At 44.8% G+C, this 22,345-nt stretch carries 20 protein-coding genes, 1 tRNA gene and 1 other annotated feature; of the genes, 16 read left to right on the plus strand and 5 right to left on the minus strand.

Annotation, left to right across the window (positions count from 1 at the left end; translation table 11 throughout):
• Positions 1-71 precede the first annotated feature (71 nt).
• Together IGI88_RS12350 and IGI88_RS12355 are read right to left on the minus strand one after the other, a co-directional pair.
• A complete protein-coding gene (locus tag IGI88_RS12350; protein ID WP_429960582.1) occupies positions 72-1,676 on the minus strand; it encodes an amidohydrolase in 1,605 nt (534 codons plus the stop codon).
• A complete protein-coding gene (locus tag IGI88_RS12355; RefSeq protein ID WP_429960583.1) occupies positions 1,677-2,756 on the minus strand; it encodes an ABC transporter substrate-binding protein in 1,080 nt (359 codons plus the stop codon).
• Between the two features lie 267 nt (positions 2,757-3,023).
• Between IGI88_RS12355 and IGI88_RS12360 the strand changes: the two genes are divergently transcribed.
• From IGI88_RS12360 to IGI88_RS12375, 4 genes are all read left to right on the plus strand, one after another.
• Positions 3,024-3,992, plus strand: a complete 969-nt coding sequence (locus IGI88_RS12360; RefSeq protein ID WP_429960584.1) for an NADP-dependent oxidoreductase — start codon at positions 3,024-3,026, stop codon at positions 3,990-3,992.
• Positions 3,993-4,006: 14 nt separating this feature from the next.
• Positions 4,007-4,369 (plus strand): TIGR02328 family protein, encoded by a 363-nt coding sequence (locus tag IGI88_RS12365; protein ID WP_420658029.1) that lies wholly within the window; start codon positions 4,007-4,009, stop codon positions 4,367-4,369.
• Between the two features lie 153 nt (positions 4,370-4,522).
• Positions 4,523-5,584, plus strand: a complete 1,062-nt coding sequence (locus tag IGI88_RS12370; RefSeq protein WP_015509212.1) for an LLM class flavin-dependent oxidoreductase — start codon at positions 4,523-4,525, stop codon at positions 5,582-5,584.
• Positions 5,577-6,293, plus strand: a complete 717-nt coding sequence (locus IGI88_RS12375; protein ID WP_429960585.1) for an NADPH-dependent F420 reductase — start codon at positions 5,577-5,579, stop codon at positions 6,291-6,293. The genes IGI88_RS12370 and IGI88_RS12375 overlap by 8 nt, the downstream gene beginning before the upstream one ends.
• Positions 6,294-6,527: 234 nt before the next feature.
• Here the strand turns inward: IGI88_RS12375 and IGI88_RS12380 are convergent, their stop codons facing one another.
• On the minus strand, positions 6,528-6,980 hold the full coding sequence (locus IGI88_RS12380) for a DIP1984 family protein (RefSeq protein WP_005234539.1): 453 nt from the start codon (positions 6,978-6,980) through the stop codon (positions 6,528-6,530).
• 562 nt (positions 6,981-7,542) lie between these two features.
• Here IGI88_RS12380 and IGI88_RS12385 point away from each other — a divergent pair.
• Positions 7,543-9,195 (plus strand): peptide ABC transporter substrate-binding protein, encoded by a 1,653-nt coding sequence (locus IGI88_RS12385; RefSeq protein ID WP_086373195.1) that lies wholly within the window; start codon positions 7,543-7,545, stop codon positions 9,193-9,195.
• Between the two features lie 93 nt (positions 9,196-9,288).
• On the opposite strand, the gene IGI88_RS12390 is transcribed toward IGI88_RS12385, so the two are convergent.
• Positions 9,289-9,370: transfer RNA gene (locus IGI88_RS12390), tRNA-Leu, on the minus strand.
• Between the two features lie 630 nt (positions 9,371-10,000).
• Positions 10,001-10,240 (plus strand) — a binding site (T-box leader).
• A gap of 92 nt (positions 10,241-10,332) precedes the next feature.
• Between IGI88_RS12390 and IGI88_RS12395 the strand changes: the two genes are divergently transcribed.
• The 6 genes from IGI88_RS12395 to IGI88_RS12420 all read left to right on the plus strand — a co-directional run bounded on the left by IGI88_RS12395 (position 10,333) and on the right by IGI88_RS12420 (position 16,429).
• Positions 10,333-11,181 carry an SAM hydrolase/SAM-dependent halogenase family protein gene (locus IGI88_RS12395; RefSeq protein WP_429960586.1) on the plus strand — a complete coding sequence of 283 codons (849 nt, stop codon included), beginning with the start codon at positions 10,333-10,335 and terminating at the stop codon, positions 11,179-11,181.
• Positions 11,178-11,732: an ECF-type riboflavin transporter substrate-binding protein gene (locus IGI88_RS12400; RefSeq protein WP_005234545.1), complete on the plus strand. Its 555-nt coding sequence runs from the start codon at positions 11,178-11,180 to the stop codon at positions 11,730-11,732. The genes IGI88_RS12395 and IGI88_RS12400 overlap by 4 nt, the downstream gene beginning before the upstream one ends.
• Positions 11,733-11,758: 26 nt before the next feature.
• Positions 11,759-13,468 (plus strand): ABC transporter ATP-binding protein, encoded by a 1,710-nt coding sequence (locus IGI88_RS12405; RefSeq protein ID WP_429960587.1) that lies wholly within the window; start codon positions 11,759-11,761, stop codon positions 13,466-13,468.
• Complete coding sequence (locus IGI88_RS12410) at positions 13,458-14,288, plus strand: energy-coupling factor transporter transmembrane component T family protein (RefSeq protein ID WP_005234547.1); 831 nt, start codon at positions 13,458-13,460, stop codon at positions 14,286-14,288. Before IGI88_RS12405 ends, IGI88_RS12410 begins: the two co-directional genes overlap by 11 nt.
• A gap of 444 nt (positions 14,289-14,732) precedes the next feature.
• Complete coding sequence (locus tag IGI88_RS12415; protein WP_016621435.1) at positions 14,733-15,617, plus strand: ABC transporter ATP-binding protein; 885 nt, start codon at positions 14,733-14,735, stop codon at positions 15,615-15,617.
• The gene (locus IGI88_RS12420; protein WP_061054435.1) at positions 15,614-16,429 is read left to right on the plus strand and encodes an ABC transporter permease subunit; all 816 of its coding nucleotides are present in this window, start codon (positions 15,614-15,616) and stop codon (positions 16,427-16,429) included. Before IGI88_RS12415 ends, IGI88_RS12420 begins: the two co-directional genes overlap by 4 nt.
• A 285-nt stretch (positions 16,430-16,714) precedes the next feature.
• Here IGI88_RS12420 and ypfJ read toward each other — a convergent pair whose 3' ends face one another.
• Positions 16,715-17,605 (minus strand): KPN_02809 family neutral zinc metallopeptidase, encoded by an 891-nt coding sequence (gene ypfJ / locus IGI88_RS12425; protein WP_429960588.1) that lies wholly within the window; start codon positions 17,603-17,605, stop codon positions 16,715-16,717.
• A gap of 201 nt (positions 17,606-17,806) precedes the next feature.
• On the opposite strand from ypfJ, the gene IGI88_RS12430 reads away from it, so the two are divergent.
• The 5 genes from IGI88_RS12430 to IGI88_RS12450 are packed head-to-tail and all read left to right on the plus strand — an operon-like array spanning position 17,807 to position 22,157.
• Entirely contained in the window at positions 17,807-19,447 is a 1,641-nt protein-coding gene (locus IGI88_RS12430; protein ID WP_429960589.1) for a BglG family transcription antiterminator, read from the plus strand.
• Positions 19,444-19,872, plus strand: a complete 429-nt coding sequence (locus IGI88_RS12435; protein ID WP_061054433.1) for a PTS sugar transporter subunit IIA — start codon at positions 19,444-19,446, stop codon at positions 19,870-19,872. Before IGI88_RS12430 ends, IGI88_RS12435 begins: the two co-directional genes overlap by 4 nt.
• 12 nt (positions 19,873-19,884) lie before the next feature.
• A complete protein-coding gene (locus IGI88_RS12440; protein ID WP_016613655.1) occupies positions 19,885-20,166 on the plus strand; it encodes a PTS sugar transporter subunit IIB in 282 nt (93 codons plus the stop codon).
• Positions 20,167-20,168: 2 nt separating this feature from the next.
• Positions 20,169-21,419 (plus strand): PTS ascorbate transporter subunit IIC, encoded by a 1,251-nt coding sequence (locus tag IGI88_RS12445; protein ID WP_005234555.1) that lies wholly within the window; start codon positions 20,169-20,171, stop codon positions 21,417-21,419.
• Positions 21,420-22,157: an SIS domain-containing protein gene (locus tag IGI88_RS12450; protein ID WP_005234557.1), complete on the plus strand. Its 738-nt coding sequence runs from the start codon at positions 21,420-21,422 to the stop codon at positions 22,155-22,157.
• Positions 22,158-22,345 lie beyond the last annotated feature (188 nt).

Consider the following 22,345-nt stretch of genomic DNA (forward strand, 5'->3'; position numbering starts at 1 on the left):
CGTATCAATTTCAGCGCGTACAAAACAAAAACCACGCGTAAAACACGCGTGGTCCATATCAGGGGTTCATGTTAGTTGCCCCGATAAACAAATCGTCCATCAAATACGGTGGCTTCAACGGTCGTTTGAAGCAATTCTTCGGCAGTTAAAGGCAAGATGTTTTGTGACAAAATACAAAGATCGGCTAAACAGCCAACTTCTAATCGACCGATATCTTGCCGACTCAAGGCTTTGGCGGCGCCTGCGGTGTGGGCATAGAGGGCATCGGCGATGGTGATTTTTTCCTGTGGCATCAATCCGCCTGCTGGCTGGCCATTTTTTTCTTGCCGAGCAACCGCATAATACAGCGAGTCTAAAGGGGTCACGTCGATCACGACCGGCGTATCAGTCCCAAAAGCCAAGGTGGCACCTTGTTCTAGAAAGGATTGAAAAGGAAACATTTGACTGGCACGTTGAGGTCCTACTTCTTCATCGAGGGTCTCATAACCGACTAATAAATGGCTAGGCTGTACGGAGAGTACCAGTTGTTCTTGGCGAACTAGTGGCAGATCAGCGGCATCCATCACTTCCAAGTGTTCCAAGGTATTGGCTTTTCCTTTAGAAAGCGGGTGAGCAGCAGCACTTTCTTGATAAAAGAGGAGTGCTTGTCGAATCGCTTCATCACCGATGGTATGGATGCGCATCGGCCAGTCTTGCTGGTTGGCTTGTAAAATAAAGCGGCGCATCCGTTGGACATCGATCAACGGCATCCCGACATCACCGGCAAAATACGGTGTTTCATATTCCGCTTTTAAAAAAGCCGTGTGCGTACTCGTCACGCCGTCAAAAAATTGTTTGACGCCGCCCATCTGTACTTTTTCGGAGCGATACGTACGGTAAGTTTCTTTTAGTTGCGTGATGTCTTCTCGCATGGCTGGATAAAAGACAGCGCGCAGGGTCGCTTCTGCTTCCGTTTGTCGATAAAGAGTGGGATAGACTAGATCGTCCCAGCTTTCTCCTGTCAAGGCAACATCGCCGATCGTCGTGATGCCGTATTGATTGAGCTGCTTCATATAGGTCAGAAAAGCAGCAGGGCTTTGCGCTTGGAACGACTGTAAGACCTTTGCTAAATAATGAATGGCGATCGCTTCTAAAAAGCAGCCGCTTAATTGTCCGCTGTTTTCGTCAAGCAATGCCTCCCCGCTGATCCCCGTTGGCAAGTTCTCAGGTGTGATCCCTAAAGCAGCGATCCCTTGGCTATTCAACCAAATGCTGTGGGCATCACCGGAAATCAGCATGACAGGCGTGTCGGCACAATAGTTGTCGATCGAATCTTTCGTTGGGTAGACTTGCTGACCGAAATCACTGCTGAACCAGCCGATGCCGATTTTCCATCCATGTGTGATGGGCAGCGCGGGCACTTGCTGGGCAACGGCTTCTTCTGTCACTCCCGTAAGATGGGTCAGTGCCCCTTGATGGAGTAATGCGGAAAGATAAAAATGAACATGAGCATCAATAAAGCCCGGGATGATCATTTGTTCTTTGAGATCAATGACCTGGGTGTCTTCAGCAAGTGTTGGCAGCGCTGAAAGAGGACCCACAGCCGTGATTTTCTGGTCTTCTATCAGGAGAAAGCCCGCAAAAGTCGTTTTCGTTTTGGTATCAAAGATGTGTTCAGATTTTAGTAATAGTGACAATTATAATCCCAACTTCCATTCAAGGAAAAGGTCGTTGTAAAGCTCAACCGCTTCTTTTCCTAAGTATTCATAATGTTCCATTTGTTCCATCGCACTTGGCTCAGGGTAGAAAGCTTTGTCAGCAGTCAGTTCAGCCGGCAGCATGGCTTTGGCCGTTTCACTCGGCGTGGCGTAGCCTACGTATTCGGCATTTTGTGCGGCATTTTCTGGGCGGAGCATAAAATTGATGAAGGCGTAGGCTCCTTCAAGATTACCAACGGTTTTCGGAATCGCAAAATTGTCCGTCCAAATCGCACCGCCGTCATTGGGAACGATATAGGTGACGGCAGGATTTTCCTCCATCACATAAGCGGCATCGCCCGAATACCCGATTCCTAAAGGGGCATCGTTGTTGATCATCAAGGTTTTGATCTCGTCGGTCAAAACTGCTTTGACATTGGGGCGGATACTTTCCAGCTTCTTCAAGGCTTTGGCGACTTTGGTCGGGTCTTTTTCATTTTGGGAAAGACCGAGCGTCTGTAACGCGATTCCTAAGGTTTCGCGAGCACCATCCACCATCAATACATCATTTTTAAATGCAGGGTTCCATAAATCCCCCCAGCCATGGATCGAAGAAACATCGACTTCTTCAGTATTTGCCATGATCCCGATCGTGCCCCAAAAATAGGGGATCGAGTAGGTATTGTCCGGATCAAAGGTTTGGTCCATCAAAAAAGGCGACAGATCTTCCGTTCCCGTCAATTTCTGATGGTCTAAAGGCACTAACAATCCTTCTTCGATCATTTTCGGAATGATCGATTCGCTAGGGAAAACCAAATCATAGCGCGAGCCGCCTTGTTTGATTTTCGTTTCCATCGCTTCGTTGGAGTCAAATGTATTATAAATCACTGAGTAACCAGTCTCAGTTTCGAATGTTTTGATCAATTCGGGGTCAATATATTCGCCCCAATTGTAAATAATCACTGTATTTTTGTCGGACGACGTTGCTGCCCCCGATTCTTTCGTTAACACCGAAGCACCGAAAAACAGCAATGCGGTGATGCCGATCACACCGCCAAAAAATACCCACAACCTTTTCAATTCATCAATTCCTTCTTTCTTTACAATTTCGTATTTCTTGATTAGCGTAATTGATTTTTAAAGAAAAGGCAATAAAAAAATGAAGAAAAAATAAACCCGTTTCTTTCAAGGCTTAGCAGGAGGAATGGCCAGGTGGCTGCGGCAGTTTCCAAACATATCATTTGTCAAATTTCTTCCTTTTGCCTAAGCTAGGGAAGTGAGAAATCAAGGGATGGAAAAACAGGAACCTCTCTTTGATGAAGAATGAATGTAAGGAGTGAAGCATCAATGGAAACACGTGCTGTCGTTATTGAAGCCTATGGTGGAAAAGACCAATTAAAAGAAGCAACGGTCCAATTACCAGAATTAAAAGCAAATCAATTATTAGTCAAAGTTGCCGCAACATCCATCAACCCAATCGATTGGAAATTAAGAGAAGGCTATTTGAAACAAATGTTTCCATGGGACTTCCCAATTATTTTAGGATGGGATGTCGCAGGGGATATCGTAGAAATAGGCGCTGACGTGACAGAATTCAAAGTTGGTGATGCAATCTATGCCCGCCCTGAAACGACTCGTTTTGGGACGTATGCTGATTATGCCATCGTGGATGCTGAGTTAGCAGCGATTAAACCAGAAAACCAAAACTACGCAGAAGCAGCTGCAGTGCCATTAGCTGGTTTGACTGCTTACCAAGCGTTGTTTGAACACGGTCGTTTAAAAGAAGGGGAAAAAGTCTTGATCCATGCCGGAGCAGGCGGAGTTGGTACCTATGCGATCCAACTGGCCAAAGCAGTTGGCGCTTACGTCATCACGACGGCTAGTCCACGTAACCATGAGTTATTGCAAAAACTTGGTGCCGATGAGATCATCGATTACCACACGACAGATTTTGAAGAAGTCTTGCAAGACATCGATTTGGTCTTTGATACGATGGGGGGCGACACCCAGAAGAAAAGTTTCACTGTCTTAAAACCTAAGGGCCGTCTGATCTCGATTTTGAGTATTGAAGACGAAGACTTGGCAAAAGAAAAAGACATCTTCGCCAAAGCAGTTTGGTTACGAACCAACGGCAAACAATTGGCAGAATTGACAGAGCTGATCGAAGCAGAAAAAGTCACCAGTATCATCGGTGCAACCTTCCCATTGACAGCACAAGGAATTTACGATGCCCACGCATTGAGTGAGACACACCATGCAGTAGGTAAGATCGTTATTGAAAATCAAGACAATTTCATCAGCCAAGACGCAGAATAAAGGAGGCTGAACCGATGCGCTTATGGCATGAAGCACTGATACCTGCTTTGCCCCGGCAGCAGCTGTTAGGCCAGCATCGTGAAGCAGCAGCCTTACGAGGGTTAGGCTGGGGCAAGAAGCACGCAACGGTCGATTACGTTTTTACTCATCCACCCTATAAATTGGTTCAATACCATCAGTTAGTGCTGGATGAAATGACCCGTCGAGGCTATCGGCCAGCACCTGAATGGTACGATCCAGCGTATCGTGGCAAAAATCTGCCGCTGGAACCATTCGTTCAAGCAGTCCCTTTGACTACGCCGATCTATCCAGAACATGATGAAGCATACTTGGAAGAATGCTTAGTGAATCTCCATAGTAAGGGGATCTATCTTTAAAGACCAAACACTTTCCTGAATTTTTGTTCGGGAAAGTGTTTTTTTCGCTTTAAAATCGTTAACTTACAAAAAGTAAGCATATTGTTCGCAACTTTTTTTGTTCCTTGTTATAGTGAGAACAGAGAATCAGTAATGAGAAATGAGGAAAAGAAAATGACCATCAATCACAGAAATCTTGAATTTGGGTTAGATACTTTTGGCGATCTAGCCTTTGATGATACAACGAAAGAACGGATCAGTTACAGCGAATCGTTGCGCAATATCGTAGCGGAAGGAAAATTAGCCGATGAAGTCGGCATCGATGTCATTGCCTTAGGGGAGCACCATCGGGAAGAATATTCGATCTCAAGTCCTGATACGGTACTAGCGGCTTTAGCAATGGTTACCAAAACCATCAAATTAGGTACCGGTGTAACTGTCTTGAGTTCGGATGATCCCGTGCGGGTCTACGAACGGTTCGCGACTGTTGATGCGTTGTCGAACGGTCGCGCACAAATCATGCTGGGACGAGGCTCTTTTACTGAATCATTCCCTCTATTCGGCTATGACTTGCAAGATTATGAAGAACTATTTGAAGAAAAAACAGCAATGTTCAGTGAATTGAGAAAAGGCAAACCATTAACTTGGGAAGGCAAGTTCACGCAATCCTTAAAAAATGCCGACGTTTTTCCAAAAATCGAGGGGCATCAATTAGATACCTATGTGGGTGTCGGTGGAACCCCTGAATCGATCATTCGTGCCGTCCGTTATGGGTTTCCCGTTATGTTAGCGATCATCGGTGGTGAACCTGCTCGTTTTGCGCCCTATGTTGATCTGTATAAAAAGGCAGCGCAGCAATTGGGACAACCGATTCTGCCAATCGGCATGCACTCCCATGGTGTGATCGCCGACACCGACGAAGAAGCCTATGAAATCGGCTGGAACTACATCAAAAAGAGCATGGACAAAATCGGTCTTGATCGCGGCTGGCCAGCCATGAGCAAAGAGCGCTTTGACTTTGAAGTCGAACATGGTTCTTACTATGTAGGCAGTCCAGAAACCGTGGCGCAAAAAATCGCCCGTATGATGCCGCAAGTCGGTGTAGAACGCTTTGATCTGGTTTACGGTACAGGCGGACAGCTGCAAAAAGACCGTTTCAAAACGATTGAATTGTATGGAACCAAAGTGATTCCACGGGTAAAAGAATTGTTGGCAGCAGGTGATGGCAATGCCTAAAACCATCGGAATTTTAGGCGCAGGTAAGTTAGGCTTAGCGCTCGCAAATCTTGGTGCCAAGGCGGGCTATCGGGTTTTGATCGCCAGTACGAAGCCAGCAGAAAAAATCGCCTTATCCGTTTCTGTGTTGGCTCCGGGAGCAATCGCAAAAAATGCCGCTGAAGTGATGGCGGAAGCCCAAACGATCATTTTGGCAATTCCGTTGAGTAAGTACCAACAGCTGCCGGCAGAAGCTTTGGCTGGTAAGCTAGTGATCGATGCCATGAATTATTGGTGGGAAGTCGATGGCAAAGAAACAGAATACTCATCCATCGAGCAGACTTCTTCGGAACGTGTGCAACGCTATTTTTCCCAAAGTAAAGTAGTCAAAGGATTCAATCATATGGGGTACCACGACATCCAAGAGGAATCCTTGCTGACGAGAACGGCTGCTCAAGGAACTACCAAAAAAGCCATCGCCATTGCTGGTGATGACCAAACCGCCCTCGATCAGACAGACGAAATCGTTGCCGCTTTCGGTTTTGATCCCTTTCCTATCGGTGCTTTAGCTAATGGCATCATGTTAGAACCCGGCAGCCCTTTCTTCGGAGCCAATCAAAACAAAGAGGGATTGACGGCATTGATGAAGGAGTTTTGGAGCAGTGAGAAAGGGCAAGCGTTTCTGGCGCGTCCTTCCGCTGTGAGTAACAAGCAGCAGGCTTCGCAGTAAAAGAGCCGCCTCCATGTACGACTGGATACGATAAAAACAACCCTCTTCTCAAAAAAGAAGAGGGTTTTCCCATCCAGTCAAATCAGCACGTGGTCGCTAAAAAATACAATGTGATTGCTACGATTGTGATTCGTAAGCAGTGGTTGTTACGTTTACGTCTCTGCCAGACGTTCCATAGTGTACATATCAGCCTGTACCTGCTTTGTGCTCGCCTTTGACACCCACCCATATTGATTAAAGATCGACCAGCCAGTTGGTTTGTTGGATCTTTCCATCTAATTCTCGCAGCTGCTTGGCGGTCGCATTCAATTGCTCCGTTAGCGTTTTTGTATCGATCGTACGCACCAGTCGAATTTCGTTGCGACCTATTCGGGGAGCTGCTTTGGTTTCATCCAGTGCTTGCGTTAGCAGTGCATGCTTGCGGCGCAGCTGTTCTCGCTGTTCTAGTGCTTCCATCAGCAATAACGCACTATCTGCTAAAGAGGCAGTCGCATTTTTCCGATTGATGGCAACGACTAATTCTGAATATTGTTGATTGATCTCATCGTATTCCTTGAACAATTCTGTGATACTACGATCCAAGGTATCGCCTTCTTGGACTAACACACTGCTAGAGATCTCGTTACGTAATTGAAACAGACGATTGTTCAAATCCCGTCTTAAAAGTAACGCTTCTGCTAATTTCATTTTGGCACACTCCTTTTTACAAATGAGAACAGCTTATCTAGTTCTTATCCTAGAGAAGAACGTGATGAAAGGCAAGCAAGATGCAAAAAAAGGTCTGCCAGAAAAATCATAAAAAACTGAATATTCGCAATTCTTGTTGACTTCCAAAAACACCAATAGTATACTTTATAACAATCATGAAATAGACAAAAAAACGTCATTTACCTGTTTTTTAGATAAAAAGAAAGACGATGAAGAGAAGAGTAGCTTTGGAATCTGTTAGAAGAGAACCCGGATGGTGAGAAAGGGCAGCAGAAAAAAAGTGAAGATGAGCTCTGAGTGATCTGATTTGTTCACGCAAATCAGACGGAAAGCAGCCGTTATCGTGCCAAGTATCTTAGCGTACTGTTGAGGTGCCATTTGTGAGGATGGTGCGAAAAAGGGTGGTAACACGAAAATCTCGTCCCTTTGTTTGTCAAAATTGATAAGCAAAGGGATGAGGTTTTTTCTTTTTATCGATGAATGCGTTTTTTGCCGTCATGAAAAACACTTGCGTTGGTTGCGCAATCACATAGGAGGAAGAATGGAAATGATCTGGAAGAAGCGTTTATTGGTTGCAGCAGGAGTGATTGGGTTGACCCTTTCCGGCTGCACGACAACAGGAAATACCGAGGGATCAGAGGCTGAAACTAACGGAGCGCCGAATCAAGCGATTGCGGTGAGTCTACCGGCTGAGCTGACGACTCTCGATACGACTCAAACGACGGATAAAGCAACATTTACCATCGTTCAACATTTATTCGAAGGGCTTTACCGTTTCGATGAAAACAGTGAACCAGTTCCGGGCTTGGCAGAAGGAGTCGAAATCAGTGAAGATGGCAAAACCTATACCTTTACCTTGCGAGAGGATGCGAAGTGGAGCAATGGCGAAGCGATCACTTCAGCTGACTTTGCTTATGCGTGGAAAAAGTTAGTCGATCCAGCAACGATGGGACCTAACGCCTATTTGTTAGATAATGTAGTTAATAGTAAAGACATTCGTGAAGGCAATGCTGATATAGAAACGATTGGTCTGGAGACCCCAGATGACGCGACCTTTATCGTGCAGTTGGAGCAGCCACAGCCATCCTTTTTATCCTTGATTTCCATCGGCTGGTTGGCACCGCAAAACCAAGCCTTTGTTGAAGAAAAAGGTGATACCTATGCTCGTACAAGTGAAGATTTGCTGTATTCTGGTCCCTTTACCTTGACCGATTGGCAACAGACTGGGGATGAGTGGACATTGGTGAAAAATGACCAATACTATGATGCTGATGTCGTTCAATTGGAGGAGATCAAAGGCTCCACCATCAAAGAAGAAAATACTGGGATCCAATTGTTTGAAAGCGGCGACCTGGATTTGCAAAAAATCAGTGGGATCTACGTTCAACAATATGGAGACAATGAAGAGCTAGTTACGCAAAATGATGTTGCGAACTTTTTCTTAGACTTTAACAAAACGGCCAACGATGCCTTGGCAAATGTTCATGTGCGTAAAGCGATCGCGTTGGCGATCGACAAAGAAAGTCTCGTGGATAATGTGTTGAACGATGGAGCGAAAGTTTTAAACGGGCTGGTCCCCACCGGCTTAGCTACGAATCCAAATACTGGCGAAGATTTTCGAGCATATAGCGGTGATTACAACTTGTATGATTTAGAGGCGGCCAAGGAAGAGTGGGAAAAAGCCCAAGCGGAAATTGGCGAAAGTACGACGTTGCGTTTATTAGTGACAGATGATGACAATGGTCAAAAAATCGGGGAGTACTTGCAAAGCCAACTGCAAGAAAACTTGCCAGGCTTGTCGATCTCCATCAACAAACAGCCACGTGCCAGCTTGAATCAATCAAGAGCAAATAGTGATTACGAGCTTTCCGTTTCTGGCTGGATCGCTGGAAGTAGTGACATGGATATGTTCTTTATCTTATACAAAAATGGCGCTTCCTTTAACTACGGCGGCTATGTCAACGAAGAATATACGGCATTGACGGAAGATGCTCGCACTGTTCATGCCAATGACCCCGATCAATATTTTGAAGATTACAAAGCGGCAGAAGAAATTTTGTTGGAACAAGATGCTGCGCAAGTCCCTCTATACCAGAGTGCTTCAAATTATCTGATCAAATCAAATGTAAAAGACATCCAATTCCCAGCCTATGGCGCGCATTTCTTTTTCCGCACCGCCTATGTCAGTGAATAAGGAGAAAAATAGCTGAATGAAGAGCGCATGTTTATTCGATGAACATGCGCTTTTTGCAACAAAAAAAGCAGTTCAGAAAGCTGAACTGCTAAATGCGGAAGATGGGAGTTGAACCCACACGAGATAAACTCACACGCGCCTGAAGCGTGCGCGTCTGCCATTCCGCCACTTCCGCATAAGATAAAGATAATCCTTTCTAGGAAGAAATGCAAGTCCAATCTCACAAAAAGGAGCCCGCCAGCGGGAACTGGCGGGATAGGAGTAAAAATGAAAAAGTGTTAGGGTTGTTTGTTGGTATGCATTTATAATAGCGTGTAAATGTGAAAAAAAATTGACGAATCAAACAGAATTCTGAGAAGAAATCGCCAAGAAAAAGTGAAACTAGATAAAACAATCAGAAGACAAAAAGGAGCCCGCCAGCGGGGACTGACGGGATAGGAGTAAAAATGAAAAAGTGTTAGGGTTGTTTGTTGGTATGCATTTATAATAGCGTGAAAATGTGAAAAAAGTTGACGAATCAAACAGAATTCTGAGAAGAAATCGCCAAGAAAAAGTGAAACCATGTAAAACAGTCAGAAGACAAAAAGGAGCCCGCCAGCGGGGACTGGCGGGAAGGAGTAAAAATGAAAAAGTGTTAGGGTTGTTTGTTGGTATACAAGTATCATACCGAGAAAATATGAAGAATTTTCGAGCGAAATTTAGGAATTGCGTGAATCTTTTGACAAATTATGCCTTCTGTTTGAATTTTTTCTTAAAAGAGAATTGACAAAAGGCACAAGCTTTGATAATTTAAATGAAACAAAATGCAAACGCGATGAAAAAGAAAGTAGAATCAAGGAAGTTGTCTAGCAGAGAGTTCCGGTAGGTGGGAAGGAACGACAACGAATGATTTGAAAATGACTTTGGAGCGGATTTTCTGACTAATTAGGAAAATACGGTTGCCCCGTTAACAAGCGACAGTCTCCGAGTGTTTTCGGGTACTGAATGAGGTGAAGCCTGTGAAGGTTTTGCAGATTAAGGTGGTACCGCAGGTGATGCCCTTAGCTTTGGCTAAGGGCTTTTTTTTTGTCTGCACGGTCAGCTGTTTCAAGCGCAGGTTTTGTTAAAAAGGAGAAAGGTTGTTGGGAGGAGAGAAAAATGCACAAATTAGTGGTTCAAACCGATTTTGGTTTGCAAGATGGAGCGGTTAATGCGATGTACGGGGTAGCTTATCAAGTGGCACCAGAGCTGGTCATTGCTGATTTGACTCATGAGATCGAGCCATACAACATTCATGATGCCAGCTATCGTCTGCTGCAAAGCGTCACCTATTGGCCGGCAGGAACGGTCTTTGTTTCAGTGGTCGATCCTGGCGTAGGGTCTGATCGACGAAGTGTGGTTGCCAAGTTGGCGACCGGACAGTTGGTTTTGACACCAGATAATGGCACACTGACCTATTTAGCGACTTATATCGGAATCACTGAACTACGGGTGATCAATGAGGCAACTGAGCGGTTGGTAGGATCAGCCGAAAGCCATACATTTCATGGTCGGGATGTTTATATGTATAACGCCGCGCGTCTCGCCAGTGGCGCCATCAGCTTTGATGAGCTAGGAACACCCGAACCTAAAGAAGCGATCCAAGTCTTTGTCATTGAAAAGCCAAGCCAAACAGCAGAAACGATCACTGGCACGATCGATATTCTTGATATTCGTTTTGGTTCGTTGTGGACGAATATTCCCCATACGTTCTTTAAGCAATGGCAGGTACAGTACAATGAGCCGCTGCTCGTCAGTATTTATTACCAAGATACGCTGCGTTATCAAGAAGAAGTGCGTTTCGGACGCTCTTTTGCGCAAGTGTCGGAAAATGAACCTGTCTTATATGTCAATTCCCTATTGAATATTGGTTTAGGGCTCAACTTGGCTTCATTTGCTGAAACCTATAAAATCGGGACTGGCACGAATTGGAAAATTACCCTCAAAAAAAGGAGAAATGAAAAATGAATCAATCAAAATTTACAGTAAAACACATTGTTGCTATCGGAATCGGTGCTGCCGTCTTTTTCGTCTTAAAACGTTTTGTCACGATTCCGACTGGTTTTCCAAATACAGATATCGCCACAGCCTATCCTTTCTTGGCATTATTAGGCGTTGTCTACGGTCCAATCGTGGCTGGTTTAGCGGGCTTTATCGGCCATGCCCTAGGAGATTTGACGACTTATGGTCCGTGGTGGTCTTGGATCGCCGCCTCTGGGATCTTAGGGGTGTTCTTCGGACTTTTGACTCGTTGGATTCCAATCCAGCAAGGAACCTTTGGCGCTAAAGAAATTCGGACCTTCTTGATTGGTGAATCGATCGCAAATTTGGTCGTCTGGGTGATCATTGCCCCAATCGGTGATATTTTGATCTATGGCGAACCAGCGAACAAAGTCTTTGCGCAAGGAGTCATTGCGGGATTGACCAACGCAGTCGTAACTGGGATAATCGGAGTGATCCTGCTAAAAGCCTATGCCCAAACCAAAACCAAAAAAGGCAGCTTGAGCAAGGAATCCTAAACAAAGAAATGTGTGAAGGCTAAAAAATGAAACAAAAAATCATTCAATTTACGAATTTTTCTTTCCAATATGATGCACAAGCGGAACCGACCTTGAAAAACATCGATCTAACGATCTATGAAGGAGAAAAAGTCCTGATCGTCGGTGCTAGCGGTTCTGGCAAAAGTACATTAGGAAAATGTTTGAACGGTTTGATCCCGCAAAATGACGAAGGTAGTAGTACCGGAGCATTGACGATCGGTACCAATGCCTTTGGGCAAGCTTCCATCTACGAGCTGTCTTTGACCGTCGGCACGGTGCTGCAAGACACCGATAGCCAATTTGTAGGCTTAACCGTAGCAGAAGATATCGTGTTTTCCTTGGAAAACGATCAGCGTAGTCAAGCTGTGATGCAGGAGGCGCTGCGCGTTTGGGCAGAAAAGACCGACTTAATGGATCATTTGGCAAAAAAACCGCAGGAATTATCGGGTGGCCAAAAGCAGCGTGTTTCAATGGCAGGTGTTTTGATCGATGAAACACCGATTCTACTATTTGATGAGCCCCTAGCCAACTTAGATCCGCAAACAGGTGTGGAAGCCATCAAAATGATCGACCAGCTGTATCAAGAGAAGCGTTTTACCACCATCATCATCGAACATCGCTTAGAAGAAGTGTTAGCCGCCGCTGTCGATCGCATCATCGTGATGGAAGAAGGCCGCATCATTGCCGACAGTACACCGAATGAACTATTAAAAACGGACATGCTGCAGCAAGTCGGCATTCGTGAACCACTGTATTTAGCCGCCTTAAAAAAAGCGGGGGTTCCTGTGACCGATGCTGCTGATTTTGTCGCGATAGAAGCATTTGCATCACCTGAGATTGCCGAAAAACTGACTAGGTTTCAAAAGGAATATCCGAAATCGGCACTTCCTAGCCAACAGCCGCCGTTGTTGGAAGCGAAGAATTTATCGTTTTCTTACCAAGTGGGCAAACCAATCTTGCAGGCACTGGATTTTACCATCCATCAAGGAGAAATGATTAGTTTGGTTGGGCATAATGGCGCAGGAAAATCGACCTTGTCCCATTTGATTACCGGCTTTTTGACACCGACTTCTGGCAAGTTGCTTTGGCAAGGAACAGACATGGGCAATGATTCCATCAAAGAACGAGCGCAAAAAATCGGGTATGTTTTGCAAAACAGCAATCAAATGCTGTCAAAAAACTTCCTGTTTGACGAAGTTGCCTTAGGCTTGCGCAACCGAAATGTCCCAGAGGCTGAAATCACAGAAAAAGTTCATCAGACCTTGAAAATTTGTGGTCTTTATCCGTTTCGCTCATGGCCATTGTCGGCACTAAGTCATGGGCAAAAACGCCGAGCCGCCATTGCAGCGATCCTCGTCTTAGATCCTGAACTCATTTTATTGGATGAGCCGACAGCGGGACAAGACTATCGCCATTACACCGAAATGATGCAATTTTTACAGGAGTTGAACCTGCGGGGATTAACGATTGTTATGATCACCCACGATATGCACCTGATGTTGGAGTATACACAGCGGACGATCGTTTTGACGCAAGGAACGATTTTGCTGGACGCACCGCCAGAAGTTGTTTTAGCAGACAAACAAGTGGTGAGTGCCGCGAACCTTAAAGAAACTAGCTTGTATATACTGGCGACCCTTAACCAGTTGACAGATCCCGCCGCTTTTACTGCCGCCTTCATTGCCAGCGAGAAGGAGGGACACGATGGAGAGTAATCTAATCGGCTATCTTGACCGCAAAACGTGGATCCACCAATTAAGCGGTGCCGCAAAACTGATTTGTTTTTTGCTGCTATCCGTTATCGGGATGATCTCTTATGATACGCGTTTTCTTATTGGACTGGCATTGTTTTCGGTCTTTCTATTTGCCAGTGCTGGAATTCGCTACCGAGATATCGCTTTTGTATTAAAATTTATCATCTTCTTTTCGATTTTGAATTTGGTGGCGGTCTATCTTTTCGCTCCAGAATACGGGGTGGAGATCTACGGGACGCGCCACGTGATTTTCGAAGGGATCGGTCGGTATACATTGACCCAAGAGCAAGTGTTTTATGAGTTGAATCTGTTGATCAAATATTTTGTCACGATTCCGCCAGGGTTGATTTTCCTGTTTACCACTAATCCAAGCGAGTTGGCGTCCAGTATCAACCGCATCGGGATTTCCTACAAGATCGCCTATGCAGTCGCACTGGCTTTGCGTTACATCCCTGATATTCAAGAGGATTTTCGAACCATTGCCAAAGCGCAGCAAGCACGGGGCGTGGAGCTTTCTAAAAAAGCACCTTTGCGCAAACGAGTGGCAGGCAATGTCGCGATCGCGATTCCTTTGATTTTTTCCAGCTTGGAACGGATCGACCATATTTCTGCTGCCATGGAGCTAAGAAGGTTTGGCAAGCATAAGCAGCGTACCTGGCTGAAAGCTAAGCCGATCCAAGGCAAAGATCTCTTGGCGATTGCTGTCGTTTGCTTGATCGTGGCGCTTGGATTGTTCTTGATGGTCCTTAATGGCGGACGCTTCTACAATCCGTTTCGTTAACAAATCAACACATGAAAACTTAAAAAAACGGACTCATTGTCAATAATGAAAGTGGGACGGATGAATCAACTCTGATTCATCCGGTCCCATAAATGATCGAGACAAAAAACGCAGGACAGTCAGTCAATTGACTTTAGCGAGTGCTACATTTGCTAAAGCCAGTTGCTGCTAGGTCTGCGTTTTTTTGCCGATAAAAAAAGGAGCCCGCCAGCGGGGACTGGCGGGATAGGAGTAAAAATGAAAAAGTGTTAGGGTTGTTTGTTGGTATGTATTGATAATAGCGGGAAAATGTGAAAAATATCGGAAGAGAAAGCAATAGAAGTGTGTCAATCTGTTGATGATTTTCGTAAAACATTCCAGCGGAACCCTTTTAGATCTTTGATTGACGGAAACACGAAATAAGGCTACACTGATGGCATCAAAGCAGTACAAGGAGGGGACAGGATGGATGCCATTACGATCAACGGATTAAGCAAACAATACAACAAGAAGTACGCCATCGAGAATGTATCATTGCAAGTGGCAGAAGGAGAGATTTTTGGCTTTATCGGACCAAATGGTGCGGGAAAATCAACGACCATCAAAGTATTGTTGAATTTTATTAAACCGGATGCAGGGCATGCGGCGATTTTTGGACGAGATTGCCAACAAGCAGCCAAAGAAATCAAGACGTTTACTGGATATGTTTCCAGTGATGTACGGTTTTATTCAAAAATGACGACAGCAGAATTGCTGGCATTTACGGCAGATTTTCATCAAGTCAAGCAGCCAAAAAAAGAGATTCAGAATTTGATGGAGCTTTTTCAAATTGATCCAAACAAATCGATCGCAGAACTTTCTTTGGGCAACAAGAAAAAAGTCGGGCTTGCGAGCGCCTTGATTGCACAACCGAGAATGTTGATTTTAGATGAACCGACCAATGGCTTAGATCCCTTGATTCAAAAACGGCTGTTTGAAGAGCTCCTTAGAAGAAACAAACAGGGGATGACGATTTTTCTATCTAGCCATGATTTGCATGAAATTCAGACCTATGCCCATCGGACCGCCTTTATTCGTGAAGGACAGATCATCACCGTGAAAGAACTGAGTGAGGAAGAAAATTTCGGCAAAGTTGTAACGCTCACGAATGAGGGGAGCCTCTCATTAGCCGGCTTGGAAAACGTGCAAGTTCTTGCTCAGGAATCACACACCTTGCGTTTTTTCTATCAAGGGGACATGAATCAGCTGGCACATTTTTTAACCAATCCTGCCATTAAAGAGTTCACGATCGAACACCCAACCCTTGAACAGCAATTTATGCTGCTCTATGAAGGAGGTTCTCAAAAATGACTTTAATGAAAATCGACCTTAAAAATACCTTCAAAGGCTGGCTGGTCTGGACGATCCTTTTTGCAGCAATCATTTTTGGATTTACGGCTATCTATCCTCAAATGATCACGCCAGAAATGAAAACGTCCTTAGACCAGATGTTGGGCTCTTTCAGCCCAGAATTACTAGGCATCTTTAACATCCAACTGACAGGACCCTCAAGCTTGGTTTCACCGACAGGCTTTTTCGGGTACTACTTTCAATACTTATTTATCGCCGCGTGTATTTATGGGATGCTTTTAGGCTTGAACAGTCTGATCACTGAAGAATCAGAAGGAACGATCGAGTATTTATATGCTCAGCCTATTAGCCGCAGAGAAATCGTTGGGTGGAAGTTCCTCGCCCGATTGTTGCTGCTGACTGGCTTTTGGCTGATTGCCTATGGCAGTAGTCTGGCCTCGTTTGCTCTATTCAAACTACCAGGAGACGACCTGTCCTCTTTTATAGAAGAAATCAGCAAAATCTTCGTTGCCGAGTATGGTGTCTTAGTCTTCTTCCTCTGTCTAGGTTTCTTTTTATCCACGATCTTGCGTTCCAGCAAACAAACCGCAAGTGTCGGCTTAGGCTGCGTGTTCGGTCTGTATTTGCTCGGCATCGTGGGGGAACTCTACGATAAATTGGAATGGCTGGCAGGACTTTCGCCTGTGCGGATGGCATTACCCGTCCAACTCATGGATAACGGCGCCACATCAGTCCTATGGGTCCTGCTGATCGGTGTATTGTGTTTCTTTGGCACCTTTTACCGTTACGAGCGCAAAGACTTGCAGGTCTGAGCACAACAATCAAAAGACAAAAAAAGAGCCTGTCAGCGGGGACTGACAGGCAAAGGAGTAAAAATGAAAAAGTGTTAGGGTTGTTTGTTGGTATGCTTATATAATAGTCTCGAAATGTGAAAAAAGTATGACGAAGCAGGCACGTTTTTGCGAAAAAATCATTGCGAAAGTTAAGAAAGCCTAAAGTGCCCCTTCACCAAAAGGCTTGAAGGGACACCCAGAACCTAAAATCACTCCGAAGCAGCAGGCGGTTCATGCTGTTTCGGAGTGATTTTTTAGTTAAAGCTACTTGCTCAAATCAAGGCTATCGACATTGAAGGTGTCGCCATGTGCTAAGTCACCATAATGATAGCCACGGTTAAACCAGTCCACGCGCTGCTGCGATGTGCCGTGCGTAAAACTATCTGGAACAACATAGCCTTGGTATTCTTTTTGCAGCGTATCATCCCCGATGGCATTGGCAGCCGTGATCGCTTCTTGAATATCGCCAGCTTCTAAAATCGGCTGTCCTTGATAGGTTTCGCCTTGCAAATATTTCGCAAAGGTACCAGCTAAGTAGTCAGCTTGCAACTCCAAGCGAACGCTGTACTGGTTGTACTCCTTCTCTGAAACTTGCTGGCGGATTTTGTCCAATTGTTGGGTGATCCCCAGCTCATTTTGCACATGATGACCGACTTCATGGGCGATGACATAGGCCATTGCAAAGTCGCCGCTTGTGCCATATTTATCAGAAAGCTCATTGGCAAAACTCAGATCAAGGTACACATTCTCATCTGCTGGGCAATAAAACGGACCAACCTGTGACGTGGCATAGCCGCATGCCGACTGGACACTTCCCGTAAATAATACGAGTGTTGGGTCTTGATAGGTTTCTTGCCGCTCTTGAAAAACGTCTTGCCAGTAATCTTCTAAATAGCCGAACACGACTGCGGAAAACTCTTTTTCTTCCGTGTACTCACTGGTGCCCACATTTTCTGTCTGGTAATTGGCTGCTTGTCCGCTGCCACCCAAGACATCCGGCAGCGAATTTAAATCACCACCGCTAAACAGGAAAAATAAAACAGCGATGATCACCGTACCGATCCCGCCACCAGCAGCCAACATCCCACCTGAGCCAGATGATCGCCCCGTTCGATCATCGACATTGCTGCTTTGTCTACCCCCACGCCATTTCATGTTATCTCCTCCTATATAAATCCTAGCTTAATTATAAGAGAAAGGCGGCAGATTGTGAAAAAAAGCGCCTTGAAATTGTTATAAAATGCCTTCAGGAGCCTTAAAAATCAAAGTGTACACTCCTTTTAATCATTCTTTAATCTAACAATTAGCCTTCTAATTTGGTACAGTAGCAATAAAATAGATGTAGAGGGTGAGCGTATGAAAATGAATTATTCGGGGACATCGGAACGAAGGATTTTGATTTTTAAACGGTTGATTGCTGGCGAGCACCTCAGCTATCAGCAGTTAGCAGAGGATTATTTCGTTTCCCGCAGCAGTATTGCCAAAGATATTTCTTATTTAAAAGAGCTGTTTCAAAAAGAAAGCTTACGTCTGAGATTTGATAATTCAGGTACATTTTTTGAAGGAAGTGAATCCCAGATCCATCGAGTGCTCAAACGCTTTTGCTTAATGATGCTGGATCAACCAGCGGCGTTTTCCTTGTTGGTGGAACCTGCGAAATACCAGGAAGTAAATCAGGCCTTTCGTCGAGCATTAGTGGAAAAACAAGTAGAAATGCTCGACAGCTATATCCAAAGTATCGTCCTTTCCATCGTGCTGCTGATCGAGCGGGCGAGTCATGCGGAAAGCTTAGTGATTGAAGAAAACCGCCAAGTGGGGAAGTTGTTTTTGGAGTTCGACAAATATCCGTTAGTCTATGAGCTACTGAAAGAAATCGAAGAACAACACATTTATCAATTTTCACCAAAAGAAGTGCAATATCTAACCTACCTGATTGTCGGTAGCGGCTTGAAATTTTTTATGAAAAGTGAAAAAGTTCCTTTTGTCTTTCGGGGAAAAGTGCGTAACTTGATTCAAAAGATCAGCGAAGGCTTAGGCACCGACTTGACCCAAGACAATCGTTTGGAAGAAGATGTGACGATCCATCTGTATCAACTACTGCTGCGGATCGAAGCGCAAACCACAGTCATCAACCCTTTGTTAGAAGAAATTAAACAAAACTATCCTGCCTTGTATGGCGTGGTCTGGTTCTCGCTTCATGATTTCTTGAAAGCGTATCAAGTGGGGATCTCTGATGATGAGATCGGATTTGTCACGATCCATTTTCAAGCAGCAATCGAGCGAATGCGTCGCATGAACAAAATCATTTTTGTCTGTCCCAATGGCGTCGGCACTAGCTCGTTTGTCTCTGCGAAAATTCGTCGCATTCTGCCAGAGATTGACAGTATCGAAACCGTTTCAGTAGAAAAATTAAAGCAGATGGACATCTCGGCGATCGATTTTATTATTTCAACCATCGATCTTGTCGGGATTCAAAAACCTGTGGTGCGGATCTCGCCTATGGTGACCAATCGCGACATGAAGCGGATCATGAATCACTACATCGATTTAGTCATCGATAATGAGGCGGTGGTCGATCAAAATGGTTTACTTCTTCAAGCCCAATCGATGATCCAGCCAACCGTCTTTTTCGAGCGATTTGCCAGCAAAACAGAAGCCATCAATTTTCTGATCGAACAAACCCCTTTTAGTGATGAAAAACGAAAAGCGCAGTTTCGGCAATCCGTCATTGAAAGAGAGCAGCTACAATCAACCTATTTAGATAATGGCTTTGCCATCCCTCATGGCAATCCGAATTATGTCGAAAAAACAGCGATCTCGATCCTGCTTTTGGATCAGCCAGTAGAATGGGGCAACCAAAAAGCTGACATCATTATTTTATTGATGATCCGAGAGGATGAGACGCAAAAGGTGGAACCAATGATGAAATTGATCATGCAAGGAATCGAAAACAAAGAATGGTTCCTATCAAAAATGTTGGAGGTTAAATCAGAATGAAAGTGAAGGATTCTTTGCCTGAGAAGCATATACAGACGGATGAGACAGTGGCAGATTGGCGCTCAGCCGTAAAATTAGCCAGTCAGCCCTTGCTCGATGAAGCGCTGATCACGTCAGCTTACATCGAAGCGATGATTCAAAGCGTGGAAGAAAATGGTCCTTACATGGTGTTGGCGGATTACTTTGCGCTGATGCATGCCCGTCCTGGAGAAGGGGTTTTGGAGCAAAGTATGAGCCTTTTAGTAACGAAACAGCCCATCGATCTTGAGGGCAAACCGGTGCGGATATTTCTTGTCTTAGCCGCCGCAGATAGTGAAAGCCATCTAGAAAGCTTGAAAGAGATCATGGCGATCTTTATGGATGAAGAAAAATACAACGTGATATTAAACGGCGATCGGGAACAAATTTGTCAATTATTCCAATAGGAGGAAAAGGATATGAAAATTTTAGCAGTATGTGGATTTGGTGTAGGAAGCTCAATGGTATTGAAGATGACGATCGATAAGGTGATCAAAGAGTTAGGGTTGACGGCAACTGCCGAGAATACTGATTTATCAACGGCAAAAGCGACACCAGCAGATGTTTATTTTACGAGTAATGAATTATTGAATGAGTTAAAAGGATCCGTGAAAGCACCCGTTTATCCAATCAAAAAGTATATGGATAAAGAAGAAGTCAAACAGCAAATGGAAAAATTTTTAGCTGAAAGAGAGGGATAATCATGAATTTTGTCACGGATTATATTTTAAAAAATCCGCCAGTCCTATTGGGGATCATTGCCATGATTGGGTTATTGGTACAAAGAAAGCCCTTCGCAGAAGTCGTCAAAGGAACCTTAACAGCTTCCTTCGGGATGGTGGCATTGACGGCTGGGGTAAACATGTTGGTGGGAACGATCGCACCGATCAATGCTGCGGTTCAAACCCAATTAGGCGTTGCTGTGTCAGATGGACTCTCTGACATCACCTTTACGGCAGAATACGGCGGAACAGTTGGTTTAGCGATGTTTTTCGGCCTGATCATTCATCTATTGATTGCTCGCTTTACACCTGTGAAGACGATTTTCCTCACCGGTCACATGTTGTGGTGGTTCCCATTCGTCATCGTCGCTGGGGGCGTTGAAGGCGGACTTACCGGAATCCCACTGTTGATCTTAGGGGCGGTTCTATCTGCTTGTTACTGGTCATTCATGCCATGGATCATGCGTAAATATGTGTGGGATGCCACAGGCGATGATTCATTCTTGATCGGTCATCCAACGGGGATCTTGTCATTGGTTTCAGGCTTTGTTGCAAAACGGGTCGGAAACAAAGAAAAATCGACGGAAGATTTGAAAGTGCCAGAAAATCTATCGTTTTTCCGTGAAATATCGATTACTGGCGCGTTAGTGATGTTTTTGATGAATATCGTTATCGGTCTGATTGCGCCCGTATTAGTTCCTGAAGGGGGCAACTTGGTGATGTTTGCGGTTGATGCTGGCTTGAACTTCGGTGCAGGACTATTGATCATGTTGTATGGGGTACGTCTATTGATCAACCAAATCATTCCCGCCTTTCAAGGGATCGCAGAAAAAGTCGTTCCTGGAGCAAAACCAGCTTTTGATGTGCCCATCTTGTTCAACTATCGTCCAAATGCTGTAATCATCGGCTTTATCGTGGCGATGATCACCTCAACGATTTTAGTGGTGATTGCCAATACCACCAACGTCTTTGGCATTTTGATCGTTCCTTTAGTCATCACCAGCTTCTTTGAATGTGGCGGTGCTGCGGTGATCGGTGAAGGACAAGGGGGCTTGCGAGGGGCCATTATTGGTACGATCACAGCTTCTGTCGTTATGGTAGCACTCGTTGGGATCTCTGCAGCGTTATTCTCAACGACGATTCAAAACTGGATCTTGATTTTCGGTGGGAACGATTTATCTCTATGGGGCATCCTTGGTGAATTGATCGGCAAGCTGTTTGGAGGGTTTTAAATGTTTCAATACTTTGAAAAAGCAAAAGAACTATTGTCTATTGTAGAAGAAAAAGAAGCACCAGCGATTGAGCAAGCCATTGAATTGCTGACGCAAGCCAACTTGACCAAAAAAGCCATCTACATTTTTGGCGCTAGTCACGCTGGGATCTTAGCCGAAGAGATGTATTATCGAGCAGGCGGCATGATGACGATCAACGCGATCTTTGGAAGAGAACTGATGCTTGATCGCAGCCCAATCACCTTCACTAGTAAAATGGAGCGCTTAGAAGGCTACGGTAGTGCCTTGGCGGCGACACAGCCCTTTACAGCAGGCGATGTGCTGATCTTGCATTCGGTGTCTGGGCGAAACCCAGTTATCATCGATATGGCGCTTCATGCCAAAGAAAAAGGGGTCAAGATCATCGCATTAACGAACCTTACCTATTCGAAAACAGTCAGCAGCCGTCATACATCAGGCTTGCGTTTGTTTGAAACGGCGGATATCGTCATCGACAATCATGGGGAGATTGGCGATGCTGCGTGTACGATTCCAGACGTAGAACAAAAAGTCGGACCTACATCCACCGTAGTCGGCGCAACGATCTTAAATGCGATCATCGTTGAAGTTTGCCAAAAACTAAAAGAAGCCGGTGTCGACTATCCGCCGATTTTTTACTCAGCGAATCTAGACGGCGGGGATGAATTGAACCAGTCCCTGTTTGAAAAGTACCAAGAAGCGATCCATTATCAGCTGTAAGTCAAGAGTTAGTCGTTCCTTAGCGAAATAAGACGGTCAAAGAAACCATTCAAGACATTTTCTCCTTGCGAGAGAATGTCTTTTTTTGCTTACTTGTTATAAAAGGGCCGGAGCATAGGGATGAAAAAGCGATTCAAGCAAAGAAGGCTTAAACTGGAATTATGTATTTTTACTTAATAATGGTCTTT

This window comes from Enterococcus sp. AZ179, assembly GCF_050498885.1.
Taxonomy (GTDB): Bacteria; Bacillota; Bacilli; order Lactobacillales; family Enterococcaceae; genus Enterococcus_D; species Enterococcus_D entomosocium.